The organism is Caulobacter sp. GW821-FHT11E11 (assembly GCF_058808315.1).
The window spans coordinates 80,571-107,447 of sequence record NZ_JBXARO010000010.1 but is presented as its reverse complement, the minus strand read 5'-3'; the positions used below and the strand labels follow the sequence as shown (position 1 = coordinate 107,447).

Genomic DNA, 26,877 nt, shown 5'->3' with positions numbered 1-26,877 from the left:
TTGAGGTGTCAATATATACTTCTATTGGATGTTTTTATTTATCGCGCCGCTGGATCGTGGCGAGGCGCCCTGCTAGAAATCGATCAGATGGCGGTGACGCGGCCCGTCGAACGGGCGCCCAGGAAGGTCTCGACCTCGGCCCGGCCCTTGCGTTCCTGCAGCAGCACTTCGTAGCTGGGCGACAGCATTTCGTGGATCGGCAGCACCGCCGCGCCCAGGATCGAGCTGTCGACCTGGCGGTCCGAAAGCGTGATGCGCGAACCGCCCTCCCCGCCACGACCGCGCACCGAATGGCGCAGCGGCATGGCCAGGGCCACCAACCGCTCGACTAGCGCGCGCGGGGCCGAACCGCCGATGACGATGGTGGCAGGATCCAACATGTTCTCGATGATGCAGACGGCATTGCGCAGGTGGCCCGAGGCCTGACGGCACCAGTCCATCAGCTTCTCGTCCTCGCCCTCCAGCAGGGCCAGGATCTCGGCGTTGGACAGCTCGACATCGACCCGGCCCGTGACGAATTCCGACAGCGAGTGCAGCGACAGATAGCGCTCCAGGCAGCCGTGATTGCCGCAGTAGCAGGCTTTGCCGTGCGGCACGATCGGGATGTGACCGATCTCGGTGGCGTTGCCGCCGGCGCCCTTGTAGGCGGCGCGATCAACGATCAGCGCCCCGCCCAGACCGACGCCGAAATGCAGGTAGAAGAAGCCCGTCAGGTCACGGGCGACGCCGAACAGTGATTCGCCCAGCGCGCCGGCGGCGCTGTCGATGCTGTAGAATACCGGCAAGCCGGAGGCCTTCTGGAGCTCTTCCAGGATCGACAGATCGGTCCAGCCCTCGAAGGCCGTGGGCCCCGTGAAACTGAAGCCCGGCACGTCGAACGGTCCCGGCAAGGCCACGCCCACGCCCCACAGCCGCTTGGCGTCGGACGAGCGCGCCGCCAGGTCGCCGACCAGCCCGACCACCGCCTTCAGGGTCGCGGCCTGGTCGCGAGCGTCGATCTCGACCTCGCTCCGGTGCAGCACCTCGCCGACCAGATTGACCAGGGCCGCCGAGGCCAGGCGCGGCTCAAGGCTCACACCGATCGAATCCCCGCCGCGCGGATCCAGCGCGAAGGCCATGGGCGGCTGGCCGCGCACCTTGTCGCCCTTCAGCCGCTTGGAGACGACGAGGCCGATCTCCTCAAGATCCTGGGTGATGTTGGCCACGGTCTGGGGGCTGAGCGCCACCAGGTCGATGATCTCCTTGCGCGACACCTCGCCCCGGCGCCGGATCACATCCAGCACGATACGGCGATTATAGGGGGCGCTGGACTGCTGGGTGGCGCCGCGGGTGGCCATGGACGATCGTCGAACTCCCTGTTGTGAGGTCTGGTCTGCCATCGCGGCCTTGGCCGGACAAGGGATACCCACCTCGAGTTAATTTCTTCCATCCATTGGTTTTAATAATTGACAGCCCTCGACAAGGTTCGCATGTTCGACGCCAACGACGGCGGTCACAGGCCGTCAAAGATCCGGGGGCGGACGACGGGACGGTGATTCAGCCGCGCGGCGCGCCTCGGCCACAGCGCAAGAGCATTCCATGGACCACCTGCACCACGCCCCGCCCAGCCTGACCATCATCGGCGACGTCGCCGTCGACCTGGTCCTGGGGCCCGTCGCGGGCTGGCCCAAGATCGGCACCGAGACCATCATGCAGCGCAGCGAGCTGCGCGCCGGCGGCTCGGGCGGCAACACCGCCCTGGCCATGCGCCACCTGGGCGCGCCCTGCCGACTGCTGTCCCAGGTGGGCGGCGACACCTTCGGCGGCTGGCTGGCCGAGGAGTTCAAGGGCGTCGACGCCCAGCTCGGGATCACCCAGACCGCCACGACCATCTCGACAGGCGTTATCCACGACTGCGGCGAGCGGACCTTCTTCACCACCAAGGGCCACCTGGAGGCGCAGAGCTGGGAGCAGATCCGTCCGCGCCTGGGCACGCCGCCCGCGCCGGGCTCGATCGCCCTGCTGACCGGGGTCTTCCTGCTGCCCCAGATGCGGGCGGCCTACGCCCAGGTTCTGGATGACCTGTCGGCCCTGGGCTACCAGATCGCCATCGACACCGGCTGGCCGCCCGAGGGCTGGACCTTCGAGACCCGCGCGGCGACCACCGCCTGGCTCAGCCGCTGCGACCACATCCTGCTCAACGAGATCGAGATCAAGGGCCTAGCCGGGGTCGAGGAGCTGGACGAGGCGTTGCTGGCCCTGGCGCCCGTCATGCGGCCCGACGCCACCCTGATCGCCAAGACCGGCGCCAAGGGCGCGGTCGCGGCCTATGGCGGCGCACGGTTCAAGGCCATCGCACCGACCGTCGAGGTGTTCGACACCATCGGCGCGGGCGACTCATTCAACGCCGGCTATCTGGCCGCGCGACTGGCGGGACTGGGCGTCAAGGAGGCGCTGGAGCACGGCTGCCGGACGGCCTCGGCGGTCATAGGCCACTTCCCACGCCAGTCGATCGCGCCCGGCCAGTTGGCCGAACTCGCCGTCGCAACGCTCTGACGCATAACAAGAAACGGGGGGGGAAGGACGATGCGGAACCGAGGCCCGGTGATCGGCTACATCCTGGTGGTGTGGTTCGTGATTTCGTTCGTGACCAACATCATCGGTCCGCTGATGCCGCTGATCATCGCCGACTTCCACCTCAGCCTGACCCTGGCCGGCTTCCTGCCGTTCTCATTCTTCCTGGCCTATGGCGTGGTCTCGATCCCGGCGGGCGTGTTGATCGAGCGGTTCGGACCCAAGCCGGTGCTGCTTTCGGCCTTCCTGCTGAACTTGGCCGGGGCCCTGACCTTCTCCGCCTTCCCCACCTACGGCGTGGCGGTGGGCGCGCTGTTCGTGATCGGCCTGGGGATGGCCATGCTGCAGGTGGTGATCAATCCGCTGATGCGGCTGGCCGGCGGCGAGCAGCACTTCGCCTTCTATTCGGTGATGGGCCAGCTGGTGTTCGGCCTGGCCTCGTTCGTCAGCCCGCTGGTGTTCTCGGCCCTGATGACCGGCCGCACGCTCCTGCCCTTCACGGCCCATCCGGCCTGGATCAGCCTCTACTGGCTGTTCGCCCTGATCTTCGCCGCCGTGATCGCGGTGACAGCGACCATGCGCATCGGCCCGGTCGAGTTGAAGGACGACGAGAAGGCCGGCGCGGCCAGCGCCTATCTGGAGCTCCTGAAGGATCCGCGGGTGATCCTGTTCTTCCTCGGCATCGCCGCCTATGTCGGAACCGAGCAGAGCCTGGCCAACTGGATGAGCCAGTTCCTGGCGACCTATCACGGCTATGCCCCGACGATCGAAGGCGCGCGCGCCGTGGCCAGCTTCTGGGGCCTGATGTCGCTGGGCTGCGTCGCCGGCCTGGTCGCGCTGAAGCTGCTGGACTCCAAGATCTTGCTGTCGGCCATCACCCTGGCGGCCATGGCCTGCCTGGGCGTGGCCCTGTTCGGCGATCGCCACGCCAGCCTGCTGGCCTTTCCGACCTGCGGCTTCTTCCTGTCGGCGATGTTCTCGATCGTCTTCTCGCTGGGCCTGAACTCGGCGCCGCACCATCACGGGGCGCTGTCGGGCATCCTGTGCTCGGGGATCCTGGGCGGCGCGGTCGTGCCGTTGCTGGTCGGGGCGCTGGGCGAGCATGTCGGGCTGCGCACGGCGATGCTGGTCGTGTACGTGACCCTGGGCTTCATCCTCAGCGTGGCCTTCTGGGCGCGGCCGCTGGTGCGCAACCAGACCATCGACCTGAAGCGACGGCTCAACAAGCCTGCCTGACCGCCGTCAGCCTCCCAGGTGCGCTCGGAAGAAATCCCGGGTGCGCTGGTTGGCCATGGTGGCGTCGGCCTCGTCATAGTGGTCGCCGCCCGGTCGGGCGAAGGCGTGATTGCGCCCCGGATAGACGTGGATCTCGATATTGGGCCGGTCGCTCAGCGCCGCGACGATGGTCTCGCGCGCGGCCCGGCCGATGTACTCGTCCTCGCCCGCCAGATGCATCAGCAGCGGGCAGCTAACCTTGTCGCCCTCGCCGACATAACGCTCTGTGCCGCCGCCATAGTAGGCGACCGCCACGTCGGGCTGTCCGCGCGCCGCGCCCAGGAAGGTCAGCAGGCCGCCCAGGCAATAGCCGGTCAGTCCGACCTTGCCGTTGGCCCCTTCCAGCGTCCTGGCCGCCGCGACGGTCCGCAGGATGTCGTCGGCGCCCTGGTCGAAGTCGTACCGGCTGTAGTAGCCGACAGCCGTCTTCCAGTTGGCCTCCGAACTCTCGGACAGCGACAGGCCACGCTCGAAACGCCAGAACAGGTCGGGACAGACAGCGATGTAGCCCTGGGCCGCATAGCCGGCGGCGATCTCGCGGATGCCGGCATTGACCCCGAAGATCTCCTGCAGGACCACGATGACCGACGCCGGACCAGCGCCCTCGGGACGCACGACCAGCGCGGCGAACTGGCCGTCGCCGGCTTCGATGGTCAAGGTCTCATCCATGTCGGCGCTCCACATCCAGCTAGGGGGTCCCCTTGCAGCAGGATGCGATACCAGTCGGCGTCGCGCTTGAACGAAGTCGTCATGAGATTGACGCCCCGCCGACCGGTGCGCGGCTAGCGGCCGGGCAGCCGGCAGCTGAAGCTGGCCGCGTCGTCGCTGGAGCCCTTGCCGTCCCACTGAGCGACCTTGGGATAGGCGCACAGCGGCCGCGTCCGCACGGTCTTGGCGGGCATGCCCAGCAAGCCGGCATAGTCGTTGTCGGTCTTGGCGGCGATCACGGTTTCTGGCGCCTTGCCACCCTCGACCCAGGCGTCCAGCGTCGCCAGCATGTCGAAGCTGTTCGTCCCGGGACCGCCAAAGCAGTGCGACATGCCGGGCACCATGAACAGGCGCGAGAAGGCGTCCGCAGACTTCACGCCCATCTTCGCACGAACGGCGTCGTAGTACTGGATGGTTGCCAGCGGCGTAATCGCCGCGTCGGACCAGCCGTGGAACACGATCAGCTTGCCGCCCCGCGCCTTGAACGCCGACAGGTCGGGATTGGTCGACGCGACGGTCGGCGCGATCGCCTTGGCGGCCTTCAGGTCCTTGTCCAGATTAAGCTGGGCCAACTGCCAGCCGGTGTTCGAATAGACGAAGTTGGCGAAGAACGAGCGCGCGAACGACGGATGCTGGGCCTTCTCGCCGCTGATCCACAGGGGCCAGGCGCCGGGCGTGGCTTCGCCGCCGGCCGGATAGCCCGGCAGGATCGACTTGCCCCTGGCGTCGCGCGGACCTTGGTACAGCTTGCGCAGGCCAGCGACCTGGGCCGGGGTCAGGCATTCCTTGGTCTGGCCGTCCTTGCACTGAACGACGACCGGATCGAAGCTGCAGCGGCGCGGGTCCTCGATCACGCCGTCGGCGAGGCCGTCCAGCTTGTCGCATTGGGCCAGGGCGGCCTTCTGGATAACCGGCAGCAGCGTATCGGGGATGCGGCTCTCGGGGACCTCGTGCACGGCCTTCCACGACCAGGCGAAGCTACCCATCAACCGGGTCCAGGCGTTGGCCGGGGCGCCGGCGACGATGCCGTCGAAGTCGCCGGGGTAGCGCTGGGCCTCCATCAGCGCCTCGCGCCCGCCGTCCGAGCAGCCGGTGAAGTAGGCGCGACGCGGGCCCTTGCCGTAGTGGACGGCCATCAGGGCCTTGGCGAAGACGGCGGTCTCGTGGTTGGCGCGATGGCCCCAGTCGACGATCTTCTCGGGCTGGTTCAGCGCCCAGTCGGCCGAGCCGCCGGCGCCGTCCTCGGTGTGGCCCATGTCGGTCCCGGCGGTGGCGTAGCCGGCATTGACCGCCGGGCGCATGGCCAGGCGCGGCCCGCCGAGGGTGCCGCCGTAGCCGCCGTTGCCGGTGGCCATGAACTTGCCGTTCCAGCTCGCCTCGGGCGGCAACCAGACCTCGACGCGGATCGACGAGGATGGCGTCGGCGTTAGGGTGGCGTTGACCCGGCAATAGGCGGCCGAGGCCGGCAGCGGCGGAATGCCGAACACCTCGATCTCCTGCGACGCGCCGATGGCCATCGCCTTGACGGCGGTGATCGTCGCGCCCGGAATCTTGACCTTGGCCAGGTCGTCGCACGGCGTGGCGGCCTGGGCCTGGCCAGCCAGGGCCAGCGATCCCAGAACGGCCAAGGGAGCGACCAGATAAGCGGCGCGGGTCATTGGATCACCGTCTCTTGTAGCGAAAGCTTGGTGGGAGCGACCGGCGCGTCGGCCGAGCGGGCGGCGATCTCGGCCACCATCTTCTCGTGCGACGCGCGGGTGATGGGATAGAGGGCGATCAAGCCGGCCGAAGCCAGGCCGCCGGCCAGCGGGAGCCAGAACATCATCGCCTTGATGCCGGCCAGGGTCTCGGGGCTCTGGGGCGCGTTGGGGACATAGCCGACGTGGGTCAGGGCGATGCCGAGGAAGCCCGCGCCCAGGCCCAAGGCCGCCTTCTGGCCCAGGACGACCAGGCCGAAAACCATCGACTCGGTGCGCACGCCGGTCCGCCATTCGCCGTACTCGACGGTGTCAGGCAGCATGCCCCAGAAGCAGACGACGTAGGACGCCAGGCCCATGGCCTGCAGCGCCACGGCGGCGAACAGCAGGGTCACGCCATGGCCGTCGGCCAGATGCCATAGGACCAGACCCGCCAAGCCAGGGACCGCGCCGATCAGCCAGGTCGCGCGCTTGCCGGCCAGGCGCACCACCACCGCGAAGGCGGGCACGCAGATCGCCGCCGTCAGGGCGCCGATGGCCAGGGCCGCGCTGCCCAGCTTGGCGTCGCCGACCACGTACTTGAAATAGTAGAGCAGGTTCTTCGAGAACATCGTGCCCGAAAAGGCGCTCAGGACGACGGCCCCCAGCACCAGCATCAGGGCCTTGTTGGCGGCTAGGCTGCGCAGGACGTCTCGGACCGGTCGCGGCGGCAGGGCCTCCTCCTCGGCCGCGTCCAGACCGCGCGCGGCCCAGGCCACGGCGAGCAGGCACAGGGCGGCGATCACGCCATAGGCCGCCGCCAGGATCATCCAGCCGCGGCGGGGCGCCTCGGGCGTCGACAGGGCCTGGGCCAGCGGCAGGGTCAGGGCCGCGACCGCGATGGCCGCAAGGGTGCCGAACACCATCCGCACGCCGGCCATGTCGCCCCGCTGGGTGCTGTCGCGGGTGATGCGGGCGAACAGCGCCGCATAAGGGATCGAGACCACCGCATAGAGGGTACGGAACAGCAGGTGGGTCACCGCGGCGAAGACGATCGCGCCGGCGCCGGGCCAGACCGGCCCGGCGAACACCGCCACGAAGCCGAGCGCCAACGGCGCTCCCCCCAAAAGCAGATATGGCCGGTAGCGCCCCATGCGCGTGCGGGTGCGGTCGACCAGCACGCCCAGTATCGGATCCAGGGCCGCGTCCCAGATCAGGGCCGCCATGTAGATGAAGCCGGCCGTCGCCGCCGGCAGGTCCAGCACGTCCGTATAGAAGAACAGCAGGTAGAGCCCGGCCGTCTGCCAATACAGGTTGAAGCCGAAATCCCCGACGCCGATCGCCGCCTTCCGGACAGCCGTCAGCCGAGGCTCATCACCCCGCGTCACGCTTGGCATTCCCTTACTCGCCTCCCCGTTCGGGGCTGGACCAACCGGCGCGCCCCGTTTATTCACCACTTGTATAACGAAATCACAATGCCCCCGGGGGAGCGGAATGTCAAAGCCGTCGATCGATGTTCGTGGAAGCCGTTTCGTGGACGCCCACGGGCGTCACGCGATCCTGCGTGGGGTCAATCTGGGAGGCGACTGCAAGGTCCCCTGGCCCGACGGCGGCACCGACCGGCCCAGCGACTTTTCCGACCACCGCACGGTCAGCTTTGTGGGTCGTCCCTTCCCGCTGGAAGAGGCCGACGAGCACTTGGCCCGCATCGCCCGCTGGGGCTTCAACACCCTGCGGCTACTGACCACGTGGGAGGCCGTCGAGCACGCCGGACCGGGCCAGTACGACGAGGCCTATCTCGACTACTTCGCAGCCGTCGTGGAGCGCGCCCAGGCCCATGGCCTGTTCGTCTTCGTCGACTTCCACCAGGACGTCTGGAGCCGGATGAGCGGTGGCGACGGCGCGCCCGGCTGGGTGTTCGAGGCCCTGGGCCTGGACTTCACCAAGTTCGATGCCGCCGACGCCGCCCACGTCATGCAGCATCGCTACGACTACGCCAGCGAGGAGCGGCGGCAGGAAGACCGCTATCCGATGATGAGCTGGGCCGGGAACTACCGCCTGGCCGCCAATGGCGTCGCCTGGACCGCCTTCTTCGCCGGCGAGATCCTGACCCCGGACTGGACGGTTGAGGGGCGCAACATCCAGCGCTTCCTGCAGGACCACTATCTGGGGGCCATGGCCGCCGTGGCGCGCCGCGTGGCGCGTCTGGACAATGTCATCGGCTTCGACACCTTCAACGAGCCGGGCCTGGGCTGGGTCGGGCTGCCGATGAGCGCGCCGCGCCTGAAGGCGACGCCCGAGGATCCCCTGCCCGTCTGGCCCGGCGCGGCCTGGACGCCGCTGGACGGCTTGCGCGCCGCGCGGGGGCGCACGGTCGAGGTGGCCGAGCTGGGCTGGAGCGACGAACGCGGCGTGCTGCGCGTACTGGGTAGCCGGACGGCCAACGAAGCCGGCGTCTCGATCTGGCGGGGCGATGGTCCCGACCCGTTTGAGCAGGCCGGCGCCTGGCGCTTCGACGACGATGGCGACCTGGTGCTGGACGAGGATTTCTTCCGCCTGCGCGACGGCCAGCCAATTGATCACGAGAACCAGTGCATGGCCCCGTTCTTCGCCCGCGTGGCGGAGACCATCCGCGCTGTGCGCCCCGACTGGCTGCTGTTCGCCGAGCTGTGCCCCTACCTGGTCGGCACCGGCCGGACGTTCCCGGAGGCGATGCCCGCGCGCAGCGTCAACGCCAGCCACTGGTACGACATCGACATCCTGCGCAAGAAGTGCTTCGGCCCGGACCATGACACCGACGCCCTGCGGGCCAAGTACTTCAACCAGATGGCCTACATCTCCTGGCTGGGGACAAAGTTCGGAAGCGAGGGCGCGCCGACCCTGATCGGCGAGTTCGGCATCCCCTACGACCTCAACCACGGCGAGGCCTTCGAGGCCTGGGCGCGGGGCGAGCGCGGCGAGCAGGTCTGGACCGCCCACGCCCAGGCCCTGTCGCTGATGTACGACGCCCTGGACGCCCTGCAGCTGTCCTCGACCCAGTGGAACTACACGGCCAGCAACCGCAACGACCTGCGGGTGGGCGACGGCTGGAACCAGGAGGACCTGTCGATCTTCTCGCCGGACCAGGTCGATGGCCCCTCGCCAAACGATCCCGACGCGGGCGCGCGCGCCCTGCTGGGCTTCTGCCGCCCCTACGCGCAGATGACCCAGGGCGAGATCACGGCCATGCGCTATGCCGACGATCGTTTCGAGCTGACGCTGGAGGCTGATCCGGCGATCGACGCGCCGACCGAGGTCTACGTTCCCGAGGTCCGCTTCCCGAACGGTGTGACCGTCAACATCTCTCAGAGCGCCGCCCGCTGGACCCACGACCGCGCCGCTCAAAAGCTGCAGATCTGGGCCGACAAGGCTGGGTCGCTGTCGATCGTCGTCGAGCCCGCCTGATCAAACGAAAAAGGCCGGAGGGTTTCCCCTCCGGCCAGTCGTTGCGCCTGATGGAGTAGGAACTCAGTAGCGCAGGTTCAGGGTCACGCCGTAGCGTCGGAAGGCGTCGCCGGTCAGGACCTGGCTGTAGTCGCCCTTGCCGCCGAACGGGGTGGTGAAGAGCGCGCTGGGGAAGCGCTGGTCGGTCAGGTTTTTGCCCCAGACCGCGATCCGCCAGCTGTCGTTCTCGGCCCCGATCCCGAGTTGCGCGCCCAGGACGCCGTAGCTGTCGATCCGGGTGTTGGGATCGCCGGTAGCCGAGGCGTTGTGGCCGTCACGCCAGCCGTAGTCGGCCGAGGCGTTCAGCTGCAGGCCATGACCGATGGGGCGTTCGTAGATCGCCGCCAGGCTGGTCTTCCACTTCGACGTCCCGCTGAGCGACTTGCCCGAGGCGTCGAAGCCGTAGAGGCCCGGCGCGATCAGCACGCAACCCGACGGCGTCGTCAGCGGGTCGCACGAGATCGGCGCGAACTTGCCGTACTGGGCGTCGATATAGGCCGCCGAGGCGATAACCAGCAGGCCCGGCGCCAGGACGGCGGTCAGGTCGCCCTCGAGGCCTCGGGTCTTGAGAACACCGGCGTTGATCGTGCGGAAGGCCGGCGGGGTCAGGGTGAAGTCGACCGTCTGGGCCTGATAATCGTCGAACTTGGTCGAGAAGGCCGCCACGTTCAGCACCGCCAGGCCGCCCAGCAGGGTCGCCTTGACGCCGACCTCGTAGCTGGTCGGGATCTCGGGACCGACCTCTTGGCTGACCGTGGCGCTGGACACGCCGGTCTGGTTGAAGCCCGGCCCCTTGTAGCCGCGCGACACCGTCGCATAGCCCATGGTCCGTTCGGCGAACTGGTACTGGGCGCCGACCCGCCACGAGACGTTGGTCTTCTTGGCGGTGTCGTTGAACGTCACCGTGGGATTAATCCCGAAGAAGCCCGGACGGGTGAACTGGCGGAAGTTGAGCCCGACCTTGTCGTGCGTCAGGCGCGCGCCGCCGATCAGGGCCAGCTTCTCGTTCAGCTGGTAGCTCGCTTGGCCAAACGCGGCATAGCTCTCGGCGTCGACCAGGCTGTTGATCGTCGAGTTGATGATCGGAGCCGGCGCAACGCCGAAGGTGCCGGTCTGGTCGGTCACCTGGTTGGTCTTCTGGCGGTAGTAGTAGAGGCCCGTGACGTACTCCAAGGCGCCGCCCGCCGGCGAGGCCAGGCGCAGCTCCTGGCTGACCTGGCGCAGGTCCTGGTTGGAGATGTTGTTGTTGAGGATGTTGATCGGCAGGCTGTCGGAGTCGCCGTTGCTGAAGTCGAAATCACGCCGGCCGGCGGTGATCGAGGTCAGGGTCAGGCCGCCCGGCAGGCTCCAGTCGACCTGGGCCGCGAAGCCGTAGTTCTCGCGGTCCTTGTACTGCGCGCCGTCGATGCAGAGGTCGGTGTTGTCAGGCGAGGCCTTCACCCCGCAGGCGCCCAGGGCCAGGCCCATGCCGCCGGTCGGGTTCAGCTTGTACGGCGACCAGGTGATCGACTGGTCCTGCTTGGCGTAGTCGGCGGTGATCAGCACGTCGAACGTATCGGAAGGCCGCCACAGCAGCTTGGCGCGGCCGCCCCACTCGTCGTTGCCGTTGAAGCGCCGACCGTCCTTCAGGTTATGCAGGACGCCGTCCATCTTGTTGACGAAACCGCCGACACGCAGGGCCGCCTTGTCGCCCAACGGCAGGTTCACCGTGGCGTCAGACTTGTTGTAGCCGTCCTGGCCGGCGTTGATGTTGGCGATGGCCTCCACGCGGCCGAGCTTGGGCGCGTTGGTGGTGATGCTGACCAGGCCCGCCGAGGCGTTCTTGCCAAACAGCATGCCTTGCGGGCCGCGCAGGATCTCGACCCGCGCGACGTCGTAGAAGCTGCCCAGCGCCATCTCGGGCCGGCCCAGCACCACGCCATCCAGCACGGTCGACACCGTCGGCTCGATCGAGGTCGAGAAGGTCGAGGTGCCGACACCGCGCACCGACACCCCGAACGAGGTGGCCTCGAAGCTGGGCACGACCAATTTCAGCTGGTCGATATTGCCGATGTTGCGGCGCTGCAGGTCGGCCTCGCCGACGACGCTGACCGCGATCGGCACGTCCTGCAGCTTCTGCTCGCGCTTCTGGGCGGTGACGACGACCTCGGTGATCATCATCGTCTCGTCGGGCTTGGCCGCCGAAGCGTTCTGCGCCATCGCATGTCCGGCCGCCAGGGCGCTGATCGAGGCCCCCAGCACCAGTCCGATCTTCAAGCTTTTCATTATTTTATCCCTCCCCTTCTTGTTTGATTTTGAGGTCTCAGCGCGCCTGGGCGTCTCGCAGGGCTCCCAGGGCGCGGATGCGTTCGGGCGTCGCCGCCAGGGCCGGGCCGTCGTTGGCCACGGTCATCCGCTGGTCGGTCGACGGGTCGTAGCGAGACCAGCCGGGATCGCCGGTCTTGGCGAAGGCGACCCAGGTATCGGCCCAGCGCGTCGCCACGACCTGGTCGGCCGCCGTCGGCGGGTCCTTGAGCTTGCCCAGGGTGTCGAAGACGAAGCCGAGGTCGCCGGAGTGCGGCGCGCCGCGCCAGTCCTTGCGCTTGGCCTCGACGACATAGCCGAAGCTGTAGCTCCACACCGGCTGGCCGCCTTTGGCAGCGAGGCCGGCCAATGCATGGGCCGGCTCGACGAAGGTAGCGTCGCTGGGCAGGTCGTTGTTCAGCGCCGACTTGGCGCCATAGATCGCCAGCAGCTTGTCTTCGGGCAGGCCCAACTGGGCGATGGTCTTGCCGGCAAACATGCCTTTCAGGAAGCCGGGGATGATGCCCAGCTCGTCGCTGTTGGCGCCGATCAGCAGCGGGACCTTGGCCTGACGCCCGGCCGCGAAACCCTCGACCGCCGAGCCCGTGACCAGGCGGCCGTCGACCACCGGGCCGGAGAAGGTCGCCTCCTCCATGTTCAGCAAATCGAGCTTGCCCAGCAGCTTGGCCGCCGGCAGCGCGCGCAGGGCCGCCGCGTCGGCGTTCTTCAGGCCCGCCTTGTCGGCGAAGGCCGTGCCGCTGGCCTCGGCCGAGACCTTGCCCGGCCGGTCGGCGGCCAGCAGCGGCCAGACATCGCGCCCGCCGCCAGACTGAGCGATGGCCTGCTGGAATAGGCCGCGCGCACCGGGGATCAGCATCATCTGCGCGACTGAGCCACCACCGGCCGACTGGCCGAAGATCGTCACTCGCCCCGGATCCCCGCCCAGGGCCGCGATATTGGCCTTCACCCAGGCCAGGGCGGCGATCTGGTCCATGAAGGCGTAATTGGCCTTGGGCTCGTCGGGATGTTCGGCGTCCAGAGCCGGATGGGCGAAGAAGCCGAAGCGGCCCAGGCGGTAGTTGAAGGTCACCACGACCACGCCGCGCCGGGCCAGGGCCGCGCCGTCGAACACCGGCTGGCTGCCCGAGCCCATGACGAAGCCGCCGCCGTGGATCCAGACCATGACCGGGGCCTTGCTCGCTTTCTCCGGCGTCCAGACGTTCAGGCTCAGGCAGTCCTCGCTGACCGGCAACTTGGTCTGGGTGTCGTCCCAGCCGACCCGGTTCTGCATGCAGTCAGGCCCGAAGGTTTGGGCGTCGCGAACGCCGGTCCAGGCCTTGGCCGCTTGCGGCGGTCGCCAGCGCAGATCGCCGATCGGAGCTTGCGCGTAGGGCACGCCCTTGAAGGTCCGCACCCCGTTCTCGACATAGCCCCGCAAGGCCCCGTCCCGCACGCTGGCCTCGACGGGCGTCAGCGGCGCCGACGGCGCGGGTGTCTGGCCCTGCGCGCCACAGGCGGTCAGGCAGGTCGCGGCGGCCACAAGCGGCGCGAGGCGTTTGGCGGTGAGGCCCGTTGCGAGCATGGCGTTTCCTTCGGACTCTGTCGGCCCGTCTCAAGCATTACGTTATGCAGTTGCATAATGAAATGTCGAGACTGATTCACCGATCGGTGAACCAATTTCCATTCCTGTGTGACTGTTGCTAGTGTCCCGCCCCTTGGGCACAGCCACTCCGACGAAGGACGACCTCTTGAATCTGCGCGCGCGTCAGAAGGCCGCCACCCAGGCCAGCATCCTCCAGGCGGCTCTGGAGATCTTTTCCGAGCAGGGCTTCGAGGGCGCCTCGACGCGGGAGATCGCCGCCAAGGCCGGCGTCCACCACGCGCTGATCAAGTATCACTTTGACAACAAGGACACCCTGTGGCGGGCGGCGGTGACGTTCCTGTTCCAACGCCAGGCCGAGGAATTGAAGCTGCCGGCCCCGGACGATCCGGCCTATCGCTCGTACCGGGACTTCGCCAAGGCGGTGATCCGCTCGGTGGTGCTCTATTCGGCCCGCCATCCAGAGCATGCCCGGCTGATGGTCCAGGAGAGCGTGCGCGACAGCGAGCGTTTTCGCTGGGCGGCCGACGAATTTATAGTAGAGGCGCGCAAGGCCGCCGAGAGCTTCATCCTGCTGTGCCAGCGGGAGGGCATCCTGCCCAAGGTGTCGGTGGCGGCCAGTGTCTACATCTTCGTCGGCGCGGCCCAGCTCTTCTACACCCTCTCCCCCGAGGTGCGACGGGTGTGGGGTCTGGACCCCTCAGATCCGGCGGTGATCGAAGAACATGCCGAGGCCCTGGCCGCGATCATGGTTCGCTGAACCCTCTCGACTTTCGTTATGCATTTGCATAACGTGAACGACGATAACCCACGCGGCCAAGTCGGGCGCAAGCGCGGGGGATCGGGGAGTGTAACGATGAAGCGTATGATGACGGGCCTGATCGCCGCCGCCCTCTGCGTGGCCCCGCTGGCCACCGCCCAGGCCCAGACCTCGCCGGCTGCCTCAGCCCAGCCCTACTACACGCTGGACACCAAGATCGCCGATATCTTCGCCGATCCCAAGGCACGCGACGCCTTCGGCGAGTTCTTCCGCAAGCGCGGCGAGGCCGCCGGCCAGCCCGAGGCCTCGCCCGAAGAACAGGCCAATATCGCCCAGGTTATCAAGAACTTCACGCCGCGCCAGCTGGCGACCTTCCCGCAGGCCAATCTGGACGAGGAAGGGCTGAAGGTCCTGGCCGAGGCGCTGGCCAAGGTGCCCGCCCCCGCCGCCCCATCGTCGCCCGCGCCCGCCGCGAACTGATCCCGCCATGACCGGTCCCACCCGGCGCGACGCTCTTTCGGGGGCGGCGGCTCTGGCGGCGTGCCTGACGGCAACCTCCTCCCGCGCGGCGACAGCCCTCGCCGCGCCCGGAGCCTTGTCCAGCGAGCACGCCGCCGGGCCGATCGGCCTGGATGCGCCGCGGCCGCGCTTGGCCTGGCGGCCGCCGGTGGCGCGCCAGAGCGCCTGGCGCGTGCAGGTCGCCGCCTCCGAGGCCGACCTGCTGGCCGGACGCCTGACCTGGGACAGCGGCAAGGTCGCCGACACCTTCGCCGTGGAAGCGGTCTACGGCGGCCCCGCCCTGCCCGCCCGCGCCCGCCGCGTCTGGCGCGTGCGGCTGTGGGACGCCGACGGCCACCCCGGCGCCTGGAGCGCGCCCGCCAGCTTCGAGATGGGCCTGCTGGCGCCGCAGGACTGGGGCGACGCCGCCTGGATCGGTCGCCGGTTGGAGCCGCCACACGGCTGGGCCGGCCAGACCCTGACGATCGACTTCACCCTCAAGGGCCGCTTCTTCGACGTCCTGTTCCGGGCCCGCCCCGAGGGCAAGACCTACGGCGAGGCCTATATGCTGCGCGTCGGCGAAGTGGATGGCGCGCCATCGCTGATGCTGCAGGTCCGGCAGTATCCCGGCGGCGCGACCTCGCAGGTCAAGCTGAAGCGATTGCAGGTGTGGCCACTGCCGGCCTTGAAGGGCCAGCGTCGCCGCCTGGTCATCAAGGCCCATGGGCCCAGCCTTCGCTTCAGCCTCGACGGCGTCGCGGTCGGCGCGATCGAGGATGCGGCCCAGACCGAAGGGACCTTCGGCTTCCTGGCGCCCGAGGCCGAAGCCGCCGTCATCCACGCCGTCGACCTGCGGGCCATCGACCGTCCCGGCTTCGAGAGCCGCTTCCAGGATGGCGACAACCCCTTCACCGGCGGCGACGTCTCCGGCGATGGCCTGGTCCTCGCGTCGGGCGTGCCGGGCAAGGACATCGTCATCCCCCTGGCGCACCCTGCCCCGCTGCTGCGCCGAGCCTTCGCCATTCAGGGCCAGATCACCAGCGCACGGCTCCATGTCGCGACGGCCGGCTGGGCGGCGATGACAGTGAACGGCGCCGCGATCGGCCAGAGCGCGCTGGCCACCGGCTGGACCGCCTATGACAAGCGCGTCCTCTGCCAGACCCATGACGTCACCAGCCTGCTCAAGGCCGGCGAGAACGTCCTGGCCGCCGAACTGGGTCGCGGCTGGTACGGCGTGACTGAGCCGAACGAGTGGTACTTCCACAAGGCCCCGTGGACCGCCGAGCCGGCGTTGAGGGCGAAGCTGGAGATCGTGTTGGCCGACGGCTCGACCCAGGTTCTGACCACGGACGACGCGTGGCGGACCGCCGACGGGCCCTGCCTGTGGGACTCGATCTATGCCGGCGAACGGCGCGACGCCCGCCTTGAACCTCTAGGCTGGCGCGGAGCCGGGTTCGACGACGAGGCCTGGGACCAGGCTCACCCCGTCAAGGGTCCGGCGGGCCGGCTGGTCGCCGCCATCCACGAAGCGATCGCGCCAACCGCTCGCCACGCCGCCGCGTCGGTCAAGGAAGTCCGGCCCGGCGTCTGGCTGTTCGACTTCGGTCGCATCCGCACCGGCGCGCCCGAGCTTTCGGTCACCGGTCCCGCCGGCCGGACCGTATCGATGGTGCTGGCCGAGAAGCTGCGCAAGGACGGCGCGATCCAGGTCGCCAGCGGCCTGATCGACGCCCAGCTGATGACCTACCGCTACACGCTGGCGGGCAAGGGTCGTGAGACTTGGCTGCCGGCCTTCGGCTACGGCGGCTTCCGCTATGTCCAGGTCACGGGACTGGACGGGACCCCGGCGCCCGACACGATCACGGCGGTCGAGATCCATTCGGCCGTCGCTTCTATCGGCCAGTTCCAGTGTAGCGACGCCCTGGTCAACGACATCCACGACGCCGCGCGCCAGGGCCTGCTCAACAACATGCACGCGGCCCAGACCGATACGCCCAGCCTGGAGAAGAACGGCTGGACCGGCGACGCCCAGGCCTCGTCGGCCGCCGCCGCGATCAATTTCGACGTCGTCCGCACCTGGGAGAAGTGGCTGGGCGATTTCGTCGACGCCCAGGCGCCCAGCGGCGAGCTGCCCGAGATCGTGCCCTCGACGCCCTACTACGGCTTCGAGAACACGCCTGGCTGGAACTACATCTGGGGTCCGACCCCGGCCTGGGACGTGGCGGCGTTCGTCCTGCCCGAGGAACTGGCGCTGCGCTTTGGCCAGTCCCCGTCGGGGCCGCTCCGCGCGCTACAGAAGCGTCTGGCCGACTACACGATGCGCTTCCTGAAAGCGCCCGACTATCGCTACGACCACGGCCTGGGCGAGTACGCGGCAGCCGTTCCGACCGGCCCCGTCGACGCCACCTCGATCCCCTACGTCTTCCATATGCTGAAGGCGACGGGCCAGGCCGAGCTCGCGGCCGAGGTCCGGGCCGCCTACAACGCCCGCTATTGGGACGCGACCGCCCGCCGCTACGTCGCACCGCCCGAGAACGGCAAACCCGCGCCCTACATCCAGACCATGAACGTCCTGCCCGTGGCGCTGGATCTCGTTCCCGACGGTCAGGCCCAGGCGGTGATCGACGGCCTGGCTGCCGACATCGTGGCCAAGGGCTACAGGCTGGACGTCGGCGTCTACGCCCTGCGCTATCTGCCGCTGCTGCTCAGCGATCACGGCCATGGCGACACGGTGTGGAAGATCGTCACCCGCACCGATGAACCCAGCTGGGGCTTCTGGCTGAAGAACGACATCCGCAGCATGCCCGAGGGCTGGAGTCTGGGCTCGCGGTCTTGGAACCACCACTACTTCGCCTCGATCAGCAGCTGGTTCTACGAGGGGCTGGCCGGCATCCGACCGACCGCGCCGGGCTATGCGCGCATGATGGTGCGGCCGACCCTGCCCGCTGGACTGTCCGAGGCCAGCGCCACTCAGCAGACGCCGCGCGGCGAGGTCGCCTCGCACTGGCGTCGTGACAAGGCCGGCCTGGTCACGTTGGAGGTCGCCATTCCCGGCGCCTGCGCGGCCGAGGTCTGGCTGCCGAACGGCGGTGCAAGACTGCCCCGCCCGCCGGTCGGCGCTCGCTGGATCGGTCGCCGAGACGGTCACGCCGTCTACGCCGTTCCGCCCGGCAACTGGACGTTCCGCTTCAGCCGGCCTTGATCCGCGCTACCGCTCGAGGATGATCGCCGCGCCCTTCTCGGCGATCATCACCGTGGGCGCGTTGGTGTTGCCCGAGGTGATGGCCGGCATCGCCGAGGCGTCCACCACCCGAAGGCCGTCGAGGCCACGAACCTTAAGACGCTCATCGAGGACGGCCAGCGGATCGTCGGCGGGGCCCATGGCCGCCGTGCCGACGGGATGGAAGATGGTCGTAGCCAAGGCCTTGGCGGCCGCCAGCAGCGCCGCGTCGGTGTCGGCCTGCGCGCCAGGCCGGAACTCCTCGGGCGCGTAGCCGGCCAAGGCGGGTTGCTCCATGATCCGGCGCGCCCAGCGCAGCGAGGCGACGGCGATCTCTTGGTCGGCCTCGGTGGTCAGGTAGCGCGGATCGATCAGCGGGCGGTCGGCGATATCCGGTCCCGACAAAGTGACACTGCCCCGACTGGTCGGGCGCAGGTTACAGACGCTGGCGGTCACCGCGCCGAACCGGTGCAGCCCGTCGCCCCACTTGTCCAAACTCAGCGGCTGGAAATGGAACTCCAGGTCCGGTGTCGCCAGGCGCGGGTCGGAGCGACAGAACATGCCCAGCTGCGACGGGGCCATGGTCAGCGGTCCAGACCTACGGAGCGCGTAGTCGACGCCCATGCCCAGCCGCCGGGCGAGATTGGCGTAGTCGGTGTTGAGGGTCCGCACGCCGCTGACCTTGTAGACGGGCCGGATCTGCAGGTGGTCCTGCAGGTTGGAGCCGACTCCCGGCAAGTGATGACGCACCTCGACACCCACGCGCTTCAACGTCGCGGCGTCGCCGATGCCCGAACGTTGCAGGATCACCGGCGAGCCCACCGCGCCAGCGGCCAGGATCACCTCCCCCTTGGCCCGTGCCGTCAGCACCTGGCCGCCGCGCCGGGCGCGCAGGCCGGTCACGCGCCGGCCGTCCAGCTCCAGGCGCTCGACCTCGACGCCCTTCTCCAGGCGCAGGTTCGCGCGCTTGAGCACCGGCTTGAGGAAGGCCGTGGCGGTGCTCCATCGCCGGCCGGCCCGCTGATTGACCTGGAAATAGGACGAGCCGGCATTGTCGCCGCCGTTGAAGTCCTCGATCTGCGGGACGCCGGCCTCCTCGCCCGCGTCGCGGATCGCGTCCAGCACGTCCCAGCGCACGCGCGGATGTTCGACCCGATATTCGCCGCCGGACCGGTGATGCTCGCCCTGCGGCGCGATGTGGTCCTCGTGGCGCAGGAAGTACGGCAGGACGTCGGACCAGCCCCAGCCGGTCAGCCCCTTCTGGCGCCAGCCGTCATAGTCCTGGGCCTGGCCCCGCATGTAGATCATGGCGTTGATCGCCGAGGAGCCGCCGATCACCTTGCCGCGCGGATAGGCCAGGATCCGATCGTCGAGGCCCACCTGGGCGGTCGTCTCGAACAGCCAGTCGGCGCGCGGGTTGCCGATCGCGAACAGGTAGCCGACCGGGATGTGGAACCAGATCCAGTCGTCCTGCCCGCCGGCCTCCAGCAGCAGCACCCGAACGGACGGATCGGTCGACAGCCGGTTGGCCAGCAGGCATCCGGCGGAGCCCGCGCCGACCACGATGTAATCGTACTCGCCCAGATCGATCACGCCGACTCGTCCTCCCGCCTCTGAGACTGCGGTCAAAGCGCCCGCGAGAACAGTCGCTGGCTCATCGCCTTCAGCGCCAGCGCCTCGGTCCAGCGGTCGGTCAGCTCGCGGCCTGCGGGGTCGGTGATGGCGTAGGGCGGCGGGCCGAGCTCGCAGAGGATCGGCAGGCTGTCGCCGGCATCGGCCTTGGCCAGCCAATGGTGCATCCCTTGGCTCCACCAGCCCTCGAACGCCGCGTGCCACGCGGCGCTGACCGGCGCCTCGACCGGCAACTGGACCTGGTTCGGCCCAGCGATCCGCAGATGGAACGCCCCGCAGCGCGCGATGACCCGGTCGAGGCGCTCGGCCAGATGCGGCGCGATCGGCAGGTCCATCTCGTGCGCCGTCACATAGTGCGAGAGGTCGCCGGTCAGCACGAGGCTTGGCAGGGCGTCCAGGATATCAGCCGTCCAGAAGAGATCGTTCAGCAGCCGGCCACGATGGGTCTCATAGAGGACTGGTAGCGGACAGCCCTTCGAGACCGCCAGCAAGGTATCGATCAGAGCGATGGCTTCATCGACGTTCGAGGCGACATTGGCGACCTGGATATTGACGTGATCCGCCGCGCCCAAGGCGATCGCCTGGTCGAGATAACGGGCCAACTGGTCGGCGTCGCGGACCAGCGCCTGGGCTTCCCAGGAGAGCCCTTCGTCGGCCATCCGCCGCGCCGTCGCTGCCGTGCGTGCGGTGCGGGCCAGGTTGACGCCCACGCCGTCGAAGCCCGCCGCCACGATCCAGTCCAGCGCCCCGTCGACGTCTTTGTCCAGATCCACGCCCGGCAGGCCGTCCATGGCCCACAGCGATTGGAAGACCTTCAACTGCGGCATGGCGCTCCTCCCCGAAGCGCCAGGAGACGACGGGGCCGCCCATAGGTCCAATCGCAAAAGCGGGGCGGCTCATGCGCCAATGCTATGAGCGGTCGGCCAACTCCAAGGCGGCCTCGACGCGGGCCTGGGCCGCCAGGGCGACGGCGGCGCGGAACTCGGCGATGACCGGCGGCGACGGGCCGATCTCCGGCTCCAGCAAGGCGAAGCCCACCTTCAGAGTCGGCCGAAAGCGACGGACGACGACGCCCAGCCGGTGGAACAGCGGGGCTGAGAACGGCTCGGCCACCGTGACCCCCAGTCCAGCCTCGACATAGGCATAAGCCGGGAACGAGTGCTGGGTCTCCAGCCGCCGATGCAGCTCGACCTTGCGCTCCTCCAGGGCGTGATCCAGGCCGAACCACAGGGCCTCGGCCTCGTGCATGGGGCCGATGAAGGCCTCGCCATCCAGGTCGCCGACGTCGATCTGCGCGCGGCTCGCCAGGCGATGGCCGGCCGGCAGGATGCAGACATATTCGGCCTCGACCAGCGGGGTGCTGACGACGCCGGTGCGCGACGAGGCCTCGACCGCCAGCCCGATGTCGGCCTGCCCCAGGAACACGCGGTCCACGACACCGCGCTGACCCAGGGACTCGACGGTGATCTTGATGTCGGGATAGCGGGCGTTGAAGTCGGCGATCACCGGCGGCAGCACCCCGACGGCTATGGCCGATAGCGAGGCGACGCGGATTGTGCCGACCGGATGGGCCCGGATGCGGCGCGCGGCCTGGTCCAGCAGATCGAGCCCCGTGAAGCTGCGCTGGACCGCGTCGTACAACGCCTCGGCCTGGGCCGTCGGGATGACCCGCCCGCCCCGGCGCTCGAACAGCTGGAAGCCGACCGAGGCCTCCAGGTCGGCGATCAGCCGGCTGACCGAGGGTTGGCTGACGTTCATCATCGTCGCTGCGGCGGTCACCCCGCCGCTGGCCATCACCGCCCGAAACGCTTCCACCTGGCGCATACGCATCGGCTACCCATAGGATTTCCAAATGAGCCCGGCAATCAATTCGATTTGATCCTATGGCCTCGCGAGTAGACCCTAACCTCAAGAAAAGCCGGGAGGTCACCATGTACGAACAGCAGCGCGAACAATTCACCCGCGAAGGCTACGCGGTCTTCGAGAAGGCGCTGGTCGGTCCCATGCTGGAGATGCTGCGTGAGCAGTGCGACAGCTTCGTCGCCCGCGAGGACGCCAAGATGGACGAGCTGGGCGTCGACACTATCGGCATCACCCACCGCGGCAAGCGCTACTTCGCCAACGAGTGCCAGCGCGAGCAGCCCAAGCTGCGCGAGATGCTGTTCGGCGAAACGATGGCGGAGATCTGCCGCGCCACCCTGGGCGACGATGTCTATTTCTTCTTCGACCAGTACGTCGTCAAAGGTCCCAGCGGCGGCATGCCGTTCGCGTGGCACCAGGACAGCGGCTACGTCGTCCACTATGGCGGCCCGCCGGCCCACAAGCCCTACCTGACCTGCTGGTGCCCGCTGGACGACGCCACGATCGAGAACGGCACCGTCCGTCTGCTGCCCTTCTCGCAGATTCCGGAAAGCCGCGAAGGCGTGCTGCCCCACACCAAACAGGACGGCAGCAACGACCTGGTCGGATGGACCGGCCCCGAGGAAGGCGTCACGGTCGAGGTTCCCGCCGGCAGCGTCGTGGTGTTTAGCAGCCGCGTGCTGCACGCGACGGGGGCCAACAGCACCTCGAAGATGCGCCGCGTCTACCTGGCCCAGTACTCGCCTGAAGCGATCATCAATCCGGGCACGAACCATCTGCGCCGCAACGCCATCCCGGTGCTGCGCAACGGCCAGCACGTCACTCTCGCCTAGCGCGATCTCGACGTCGCCTGGCGCTGCTCCCGGCGACGTCTTTTTTCAGATGACCGCCGCCGACCAGGCGGCGAACTCGGCAGCGGCTTGGTCCGAGCCGATCGAAGGCTCGAACACGCGGTCGTAGCGGGCGCGGCTGGGCAGATCGGCTTCGGTGATCAGGCCCGCCCCCAGCGCCGCTGCCATGGCCGCGCCATAGGCCGTGCCTTCGCGGGCGACATGCCGGCGCACCGGCCGCCCCAGCTTGTCGGCCAGGATCGACAGAAAGACGTCGGAGCTGGCCAGGCCGCCGTCGACGCCCAGCGCTTCGGAAAGCGGCAAGGCGGTCTCCAAGGTCTCGACGATCTCCCGCGTGCGGAAGGCAATCCCCTCCAGCACCGCCCGCGCCAGATGTTCGCGCCGAGTGCCCAGGGTCAGGCCGGCCAGCAGCCCCGTCGCCCCGAACTTGCCGTGCGGCGCGCCCAGCCCCTGCAGCGACGGCCGCATGTGGACACCGCTCGCTTCCACCGCTCCAGCGGCGGCACAGAGCGCAGCGGGACTGTCGAACAAGCCCAGGCCCGAACACAGCCATTCGACCGCGGTACCCGTCGAGATGATCATGCCCTCGACGCAATAGAGGGCCTTGCCGTCCTGCCGCGCGGCCGCCTCGGGCGGCATGGTGCGATGGGGCTGTAGAGGCGCCGCGCCCGTCGAGGCAATGACCACGCCGGAGGTGCCGTAGGTCGCCTTCCAGCCGCCGGCGTCCAGCGCCGCGTGGGCGACGAGGCCCGCCTGCTGGTCGGCGATCACGGCGGTGATCGGGACCGCTGCGCCCAGCACATCGGCCGAAGTCGTCGCCAGCGGTCCCCAACTGTCGACCAGCTTGGGGAAGATGTCCTCGGAGAGCCCCAGGAAATCGACCAGCGCGGTGTCCCAGCCCTGCTGCCCGCGATAGTCGAAGCAGCCGGTCATCCAGGCGCCGGAGAGGTCGGTGACGTGCGCCCCGCCACCGCTGAGGCGATAGACGAGATAGCTGTCGAGCCCGCCCCACAGCACCTCGCCGCCGGCACGGGCGATCGTCGCATTGAGCTTGCAGGCCGGAGCCTGGGGCCAGCCGGTGAAGCCGGCCGCCGCCAGTTCGCGGGAACGGACTCCATGGCTGAGGTCGCTCCACAGCACCATAGGCGCCAGCGGCCGGCCGCTCCCCTTCTCCCAGACCACGACACTGGCGCGCTGGGTGGTCACGCCCATGGCCCGCAGGTCGGAGGCAGTTCGGCCAGCCTTGACCAACGCTTCATGGATGCAGTCCAGCGCGGAGCGCCAGACCTGCTCGGCGTCCTGCTCGGCACGCCCCGGCCCCGGTAGCAACGTCTCCAGCGGCCGCGTCGCCACGGCCAGGATGTCGCCTTCCGGCGTCGCGAGCAGGGCCCGCGCCGTGGTGGTGCCGACATCCAGGGCCAGGAGTAATTCAGGCATCGGGCAGCAGGTTCCCGGGGTTCATGATCCCGTTGGGATCGATCGCCGCTTTCAAGGTGCGCAGCAAGCCAAGACCGCCCTCACCCAGGTCGTGATGCAGGTACGGTTTGCGGACCCGCCCCATGCCGTGGTGGTGGGCGACGCCGCCGCCATGCTTAGCGGTAGCCTCCATGATCCGCCGCCAGCACTCGAAATAGGCCGCCTCGCGCGCCTGACCGTCTTCGGTTTTCACCGCAAAACTGAAATAGAGGTTCAGGCCGGTCTGGTAGGCGTGCGAGCTGTGGGCCGAGGCGTTGAGGATGTCGGGCACTTCGTTCAGCGAAGCGATGGCGTCGTCATAGATCCGGCCGATCTGGGTCCAACTGCCCGAGATCTCGACCGTGTCGGCGATCAGGCCGCGCTCGAACATCTCCCTCCAGGCATGGACGTTGTTGCGGTGCGCCATCCAGCCCTTGCCGATCTCGGGCGAGCCTTCTTCCATGCCGATCTCGGCGGCCAGAGCGCGGATGTCCTCCAGCTCGGCCTCGACGCGCTTGCGCGAGCCTTCGTGGACCGCCAGCAGCATCGACTGGCCGCCGCGATCGTGATCGCGGAACAGGCGGCGGACCTCGCGGGCGTCGTACTGGCGCAGGACCGGCGGGCGCAGGTCGGCCTGGATCATCCGGCGCTGCAGCTCGAAGCCCTGGTCCATGTCGCGACCGAAGAAGGCGCTGTACGTGCGATACGGGGCCTCGCGACGCAGCTTCAAGGTAACGCCGGTGACGACGCCCAGCGTGCCCTCCGCGCCCATGAAGACGTGGCGCAGGTCGGGGCCGGCCGCCGCGCGCGGGGCCTTGCCCAGCACGACCAGCTCGCCGCTGGGCAGCACCACCTCGATCGAATGGACGATGTCCTCGATGTTCCCGTACAGGGTCGAGAACTGGCCGGACGCGCGGGTCGAGATCCAGCCGCCGACACTGCTGATGGCGATCGACTGCGGCCAGTGGCCGATGGTCAGGCCCAAGGCCGCCAATGCCTCCTCGGCCTTCATGCCGTTCAGGCCAGCGTCGAAGCTGGCCAGCAGATTGACCTCGTCGATCTCGCGCACCCGGTTCATGGCCGAAAGGTCCAGCACGATCGCCTCGGGGTTAGCGACCACGCCGCCGCAGACCCCGCTGCCCAGGCCGAACGGGATCACCGGGACCTTGCGGGCATTCGCCAGGGCCAGGGTCTTCTGGACATCGGCGACATCGCGAACCCGCACCGCGGCGGCGGGCTTGGCCATCGCATCGCCACGCCAGGCGCGCAGGTGGCTGACCGCCCACTGGTCGAAGCGGCGCGCCTCCAGGGCCTCGGCGTCGGTGCGAACCTGCTCGGGTCCGAGCGCCGCGGTCAGGCTGGCGATGAAGTCCTGCATCTAGGAAACCTTTGACTGAGGGGCCGCGAAGCCCAGGCTGTCGGCGTGAAGGTTGCGGCAGACGGCGATCTCGGCGACCTGACGCTGCGGGCTCCAGCCCAGCAGCTCGCCCATGGCCACGGCGGCGGGCGCCAGGGCCGAGAGGCCGCCGTCGAGTTGGAAGTACGACCGCATCGACCGGCGAACCCAGTAGTCTTCCAAGGTCAGCGCCCCTTCGTGCGTGACCGCGTGGCGGGCCTCGGCTGCGACGTCACCCCCGCCGCGGGCCACGTCGACGGCCTCGGCGCCATAGAGGTCGATCAGGCGTCCAGCGAGCGGGCCGGTCGCCTGCAGGTCCCGGTCGACGCGCAGCGTGTCGGCGGCGAAGTCCCCGCCCGGCAGGGCCTGTTTGGCGGTCGCGCAGGCCAGCGCGGTCCTGCCCAGCCGCTCGACGACCATGTCCGTGACCCGCTCGGCCATGGCGCGATAGGCGCTGAGCTTGCCGCCGGCGACGGTGATCATGCCCAGCGGGCCAGTCCACAACTCGTCGCGGCGCGAAATCTCGCTGGGCTTCCTACCGGCCTGGGCGATCAGCGGCCGCACGCCGCTCCAGACGGCGGTGACGTCGTCCAGCTTCAGCGGCGCGATGTGCAGCCCGCTTTCGGCCGAGGCGAACAGGTAGCGGACATCCTCTTCCGTGATCGTCGGCCAGGCGTCGGCGCGCGGATAGAAGGTGTCGGTGGTGCCGATATAGGTGACGTCGCCGCGCGGCACGGCGAAGGTCCCGCGCTTGTCGGCGGTGCGCAGGATCACCGTATTGGCGACCGGGACCAGGGCGTGCGGCACCACGACGTGGACGCCCTTTGTCAAGGTTAGGGCCGGTTCGGCGCCGCCGTCCTCCAGCGCGCGGACGAAGTCGACCCAGGGGCCGGCGGCGTTGACGATGACACGGCCCCGGACACAAACCTCCAGCGCCTCGTCGGCCAGGGTCGAGCGGCAGAGGACCTCGTGGTCCAGCGACAGGCCACGGACTTCGGTGACCCGCGCATAGCTCAGCGCCACCGCGCCCGCCGCCACGGCGGAGCGGACATTGCCTAGGGTCAGGCGGCTGTCATCGGTCAGGAACTCAGGATAGACGGCCGCGCCGGCGAAGGTCTCGCCGCGCAGCAGCGGCTCGCGTTGGGCGACCTCCTCGGGCGACCAGATCTGGTGGCGCTCGGCCTTGGGCGCCTTGCCCAGCTTCTCGAACAGCCAGAGGCCGGCCTTGATCTTGGCGATCGAGGCGACCGTAGGCGTGGGGATCAGGAACGGCTGCAGGCGGGTCAGGTGCGGCGCGATGCGGCGCAGGATCTGGCGCTCGGAGGCGGCCTCCTTGACCAGCTCAGTGTCACCCTGGGCCAAGTAGCGCAGGCCGCCATGGATCATCTTGGAGCTGCGGCTACTGGTTCCGCAGGCGAAGTCGCCGGCCTCGATCAGCGCCACCGACAGGCCGCGCAGGGCCGCGTCCCGCGCGACGCCCGCGCCGGTGATGCCGCCGCCGATCACGATCAGGTCGAACACGTCCGCCTCGAGCGCACGGACATGGCTGGCGCGATCCCTCGCGTCGAGCATGGCGTTGGTCATGCGTCCTCCCTTGCCGCGAAGCTAGGCGAATGACCAGGCGCAC

19 protein-coding genes are annotated in these 26,877 nt (G+C 68.9%); 7 read left to right on the top strand and 12 right to left on the bottom strand.

What is annotated here, in order from left to right; genetic code table 11:
• Positions 1 to 83: 83 nt before the first annotated feature.
• Positions 84 to 1,337, bottom strand: coding sequence for an ROK family transcriptional regulator (locus AC1RR5_RS23080; protein ID WP_492925448.1), 1,254 nt, complete (start codon positions 1,335 to 1,337; stop codon positions 84 to 86).
• 241 nt (positions 1,338 to 1,578) lie between these two features.
• On the opposite strand from AC1RR5_RS23080, the gene AC1RR5_RS23075 reads away from it, so the two are divergent.
• Both AC1RR5_RS23075 and AC1RR5_RS23070 read left to right on the top strand, forming a co-directional pair.
• Positions 1,579 to 2,535, top strand: a complete 957-nt coding sequence (locus AC1RR5_RS23075) for a carbohydrate kinase family protein (RefSeq protein ID WP_492925446.1) — start codon at positions 1,579 to 1,581, stop codon at positions 2,533 to 2,535.
• 30 nt (positions 2,536 to 2,565) lie between these two features.
• Positions 2,566 to 3,789 carry an MFS transporter gene (locus tag AC1RR5_RS23070; RefSeq protein WP_492925444.1) on the top strand — a complete coding sequence of 408 codons (1,224 nt, stop codon included), beginning with the start codon at positions 2,566 to 2,568 and terminating at the stop codon, positions 3,787 to 3,789.
• Between the two features lie 6 nt (positions 3,790 to 3,795).
• On the opposite strand, the gene AC1RR5_RS23065 is transcribed toward AC1RR5_RS23070, so the two are convergent.
• The 3 genes from AC1RR5_RS23065 to AC1RR5_RS23055 form a co-directional block, all read right to left on the bottom strand.
• Positions 3,796 to 4,497, bottom strand: a complete 702-nt coding sequence (locus AC1RR5_RS23065) for a dienelactone hydrolase family protein (protein WP_492925442.1) — start codon at positions 4,495 to 4,497, stop codon at positions 3,796 to 3,798.
• Positions 4,498 to 4,610: 113 nt separating this feature from the next.
• Positions 4,611 to 6,194, bottom strand: coding sequence for a tannase/feruloyl esterase family alpha/beta hydrolase (locus AC1RR5_RS23060; RefSeq protein ID WP_492925440.1), 1,584 nt, complete (start codon positions 6,192 to 6,194; stop codon positions 4,611 to 4,613).
• Complete coding sequence (locus AC1RR5_RS23055; RefSeq protein ID WP_492925438.1) at positions 6,191 to 7,600, bottom strand: MFS transporter; 1,410 nt, start codon at positions 7,598 to 7,600, stop codon at positions 6,191 to 6,193. The genes AC1RR5_RS23060 and AC1RR5_RS23055 overlap by 4 nt, the downstream gene beginning before the upstream one ends.
• 106 nt (positions 7,601 to 7,706) lie before the next feature.
• Here AC1RR5_RS23055 and AC1RR5_RS23050 point away from each other — a divergent pair, with 106 nt between their 5' ends.
• Positions 7,707 to 9,656 carry a cellulase family glycosylhydrolase gene (locus AC1RR5_RS23050; RefSeq protein ID WP_492925436.1) on the top strand — a complete coding sequence of 650 codons (1,950 nt, stop codon included), beginning with the start codon at positions 7,707 to 7,709 and terminating at the stop codon, positions 9,654 to 9,656.
• A 63-nt stretch (positions 9,657 to 9,719) separates the two neighbouring features.
• Here AC1RR5_RS23050 and AC1RR5_RS23045 read toward each other — a convergent pair whose 3' ends face one another.
• The gene (locus AC1RR5_RS23045) at positions 9,720 to 11,960 is read right to left on the bottom strand and encodes a TonB-dependent receptor (RefSeq protein ID WP_492925434.1); all 2,241 of its coding nucleotides are present in this window, start codon (positions 11,958 to 11,960) and stop codon (positions 9,720 to 9,722) included.
• Positions 11,961 to 11,997: 37 nt separating this feature from the next.
• Positions 11,998 to 13,560, bottom strand: coding sequence for a carboxylesterase/lipase family protein (locus AC1RR5_RS23040; protein WP_492925432.1), 1,563 nt, complete (start codon positions 13,558 to 13,560; stop codon positions 11,998 to 12,000).
• A gap of 166 nt (positions 13,561 to 13,726) precedes the next feature.
• Between AC1RR5_RS23040 and AC1RR5_RS23035 the strand changes: the two genes are divergently transcribed.
• From AC1RR5_RS23035 to AC1RR5_RS23025, 3 genes are all read left to right on the top strand, one after another.
• The gene (locus tag AC1RR5_RS23035; RefSeq protein WP_492925430.1) at positions 13,727 to 14,338 is read left to right on the top strand and encodes a TetR/AcrR family transcriptional regulator; all 612 of its coding nucleotides are present in this window, start codon (positions 13,727 to 13,729) and stop codon (positions 14,336 to 14,338) included.
• 96 nt (positions 14,339 to 14,434) lie between these two features.
• Positions 14,435 to 14,818: a hypothetical protein gene (locus AC1RR5_RS23030; RefSeq protein WP_492925428.1), complete on the top strand. Its 384-nt coding sequence runs from the start codon at positions 14,435 to 14,437 to the stop codon at positions 14,816 to 14,818.
• A gap of 7 nt (positions 14,819 to 14,825) precedes the next feature.
• Positions 14,826 to 18,038 (top strand): family 78 glycoside hydrolase catalytic domain, encoded by a 3,213-nt coding sequence (locus AC1RR5_RS23025; protein WP_492925426.1) that lies wholly within the window; start codon positions 14,826 to 14,828, stop codon positions 18,036 to 18,038.
• 6 nt (positions 18,039 to 18,044) lie between these two features.
• On the opposite strand, the gene AC1RR5_RS23020 is transcribed toward AC1RR5_RS23025, so the two are convergent.
• The 3 genes from AC1RR5_RS23020 to AC1RR5_RS23010 form a co-directional block, all read right to left on the bottom strand.
• Positions 18,045 to 19,649, bottom strand: coding sequence for a GMC family oxidoreductase (locus tag AC1RR5_RS23020; RefSeq protein ID WP_492925424.1), 1,605 nt, complete (start codon positions 19,647 to 19,649; stop codon positions 18,045 to 18,047).
• Positions 19,650 to 19,681: 32 nt separating this feature from the next.
• Positions 19,682 to 20,515 (bottom strand): hypothetical protein, encoded by an 834-nt coding sequence (locus AC1RR5_RS23015; RefSeq protein ID WP_492925422.1) that lies wholly within the window; start codon positions 20,513 to 20,515, stop codon positions 19,682 to 19,684.
• Between the two features lie 82 nt (positions 20,516 to 20,597).
• Positions 20,598 to 21,518, bottom strand: coding sequence for a LysR substrate-binding domain-containing protein (locus AC1RR5_RS23010; protein ID WP_492925420.1), 921 nt, complete (start codon positions 21,516 to 21,518; stop codon positions 20,598 to 20,600).
• A 101-nt stretch (positions 21,519 to 21,619) separates the two neighbouring features.
• Here AC1RR5_RS23010 and AC1RR5_RS23005 point away from each other — a divergent pair, with 101 nt between their 5' ends.
• Entirely contained in the window at positions 21,620 to 22,381 is a 762-nt protein-coding gene (locus AC1RR5_RS23005; protein WP_492925418.1) for a phytanoyl-CoA dioxygenase family protein, read from the top strand.
• A gap of 45 nt (positions 22,382 to 22,426) precedes the next feature.
• Here the strand turns inward: AC1RR5_RS23005 and AC1RR5_RS23000 are convergent, their stop codons facing one another.
• Genes AC1RR5_RS23000 through AC1RR5_RS22990 form a run of 3 tightly spaced genes read right to left on the bottom strand, consistent with a single transcriptional unit; the run spans position 22,427 to position 26,834 of the window.
• Positions 22,427 to 23,836, bottom strand: coding sequence for an FGGY family carbohydrate kinase (locus AC1RR5_RS23000; RefSeq protein ID WP_492925416.1), 1,410 nt, complete (start codon positions 23,834 to 23,836; stop codon positions 22,427 to 22,429).
• Complete coding sequence (locus tag AC1RR5_RS22995) at positions 23,829 to 25,232, bottom strand: FAD-binding oxidoreductase (RefSeq protein ID WP_492925414.1); 1,404 nt, start codon at positions 25,230 to 25,232, stop codon at positions 23,829 to 23,831. Before AC1RR5_RS22995 ends, AC1RR5_RS23000 begins: the two co-directional genes overlap by 8 nt.
• Positions 25,233 to 26,834, bottom strand: coding sequence for a glycerol-3-phosphate dehydrogenase/oxidase (locus AC1RR5_RS22990; protein ID WP_492925412.1), 1,602 nt, complete (start codon positions 26,832 to 26,834; stop codon positions 25,233 to 25,235).
• Positions 26,835 to 26,877: the final 43 nt, after the last annotated feature.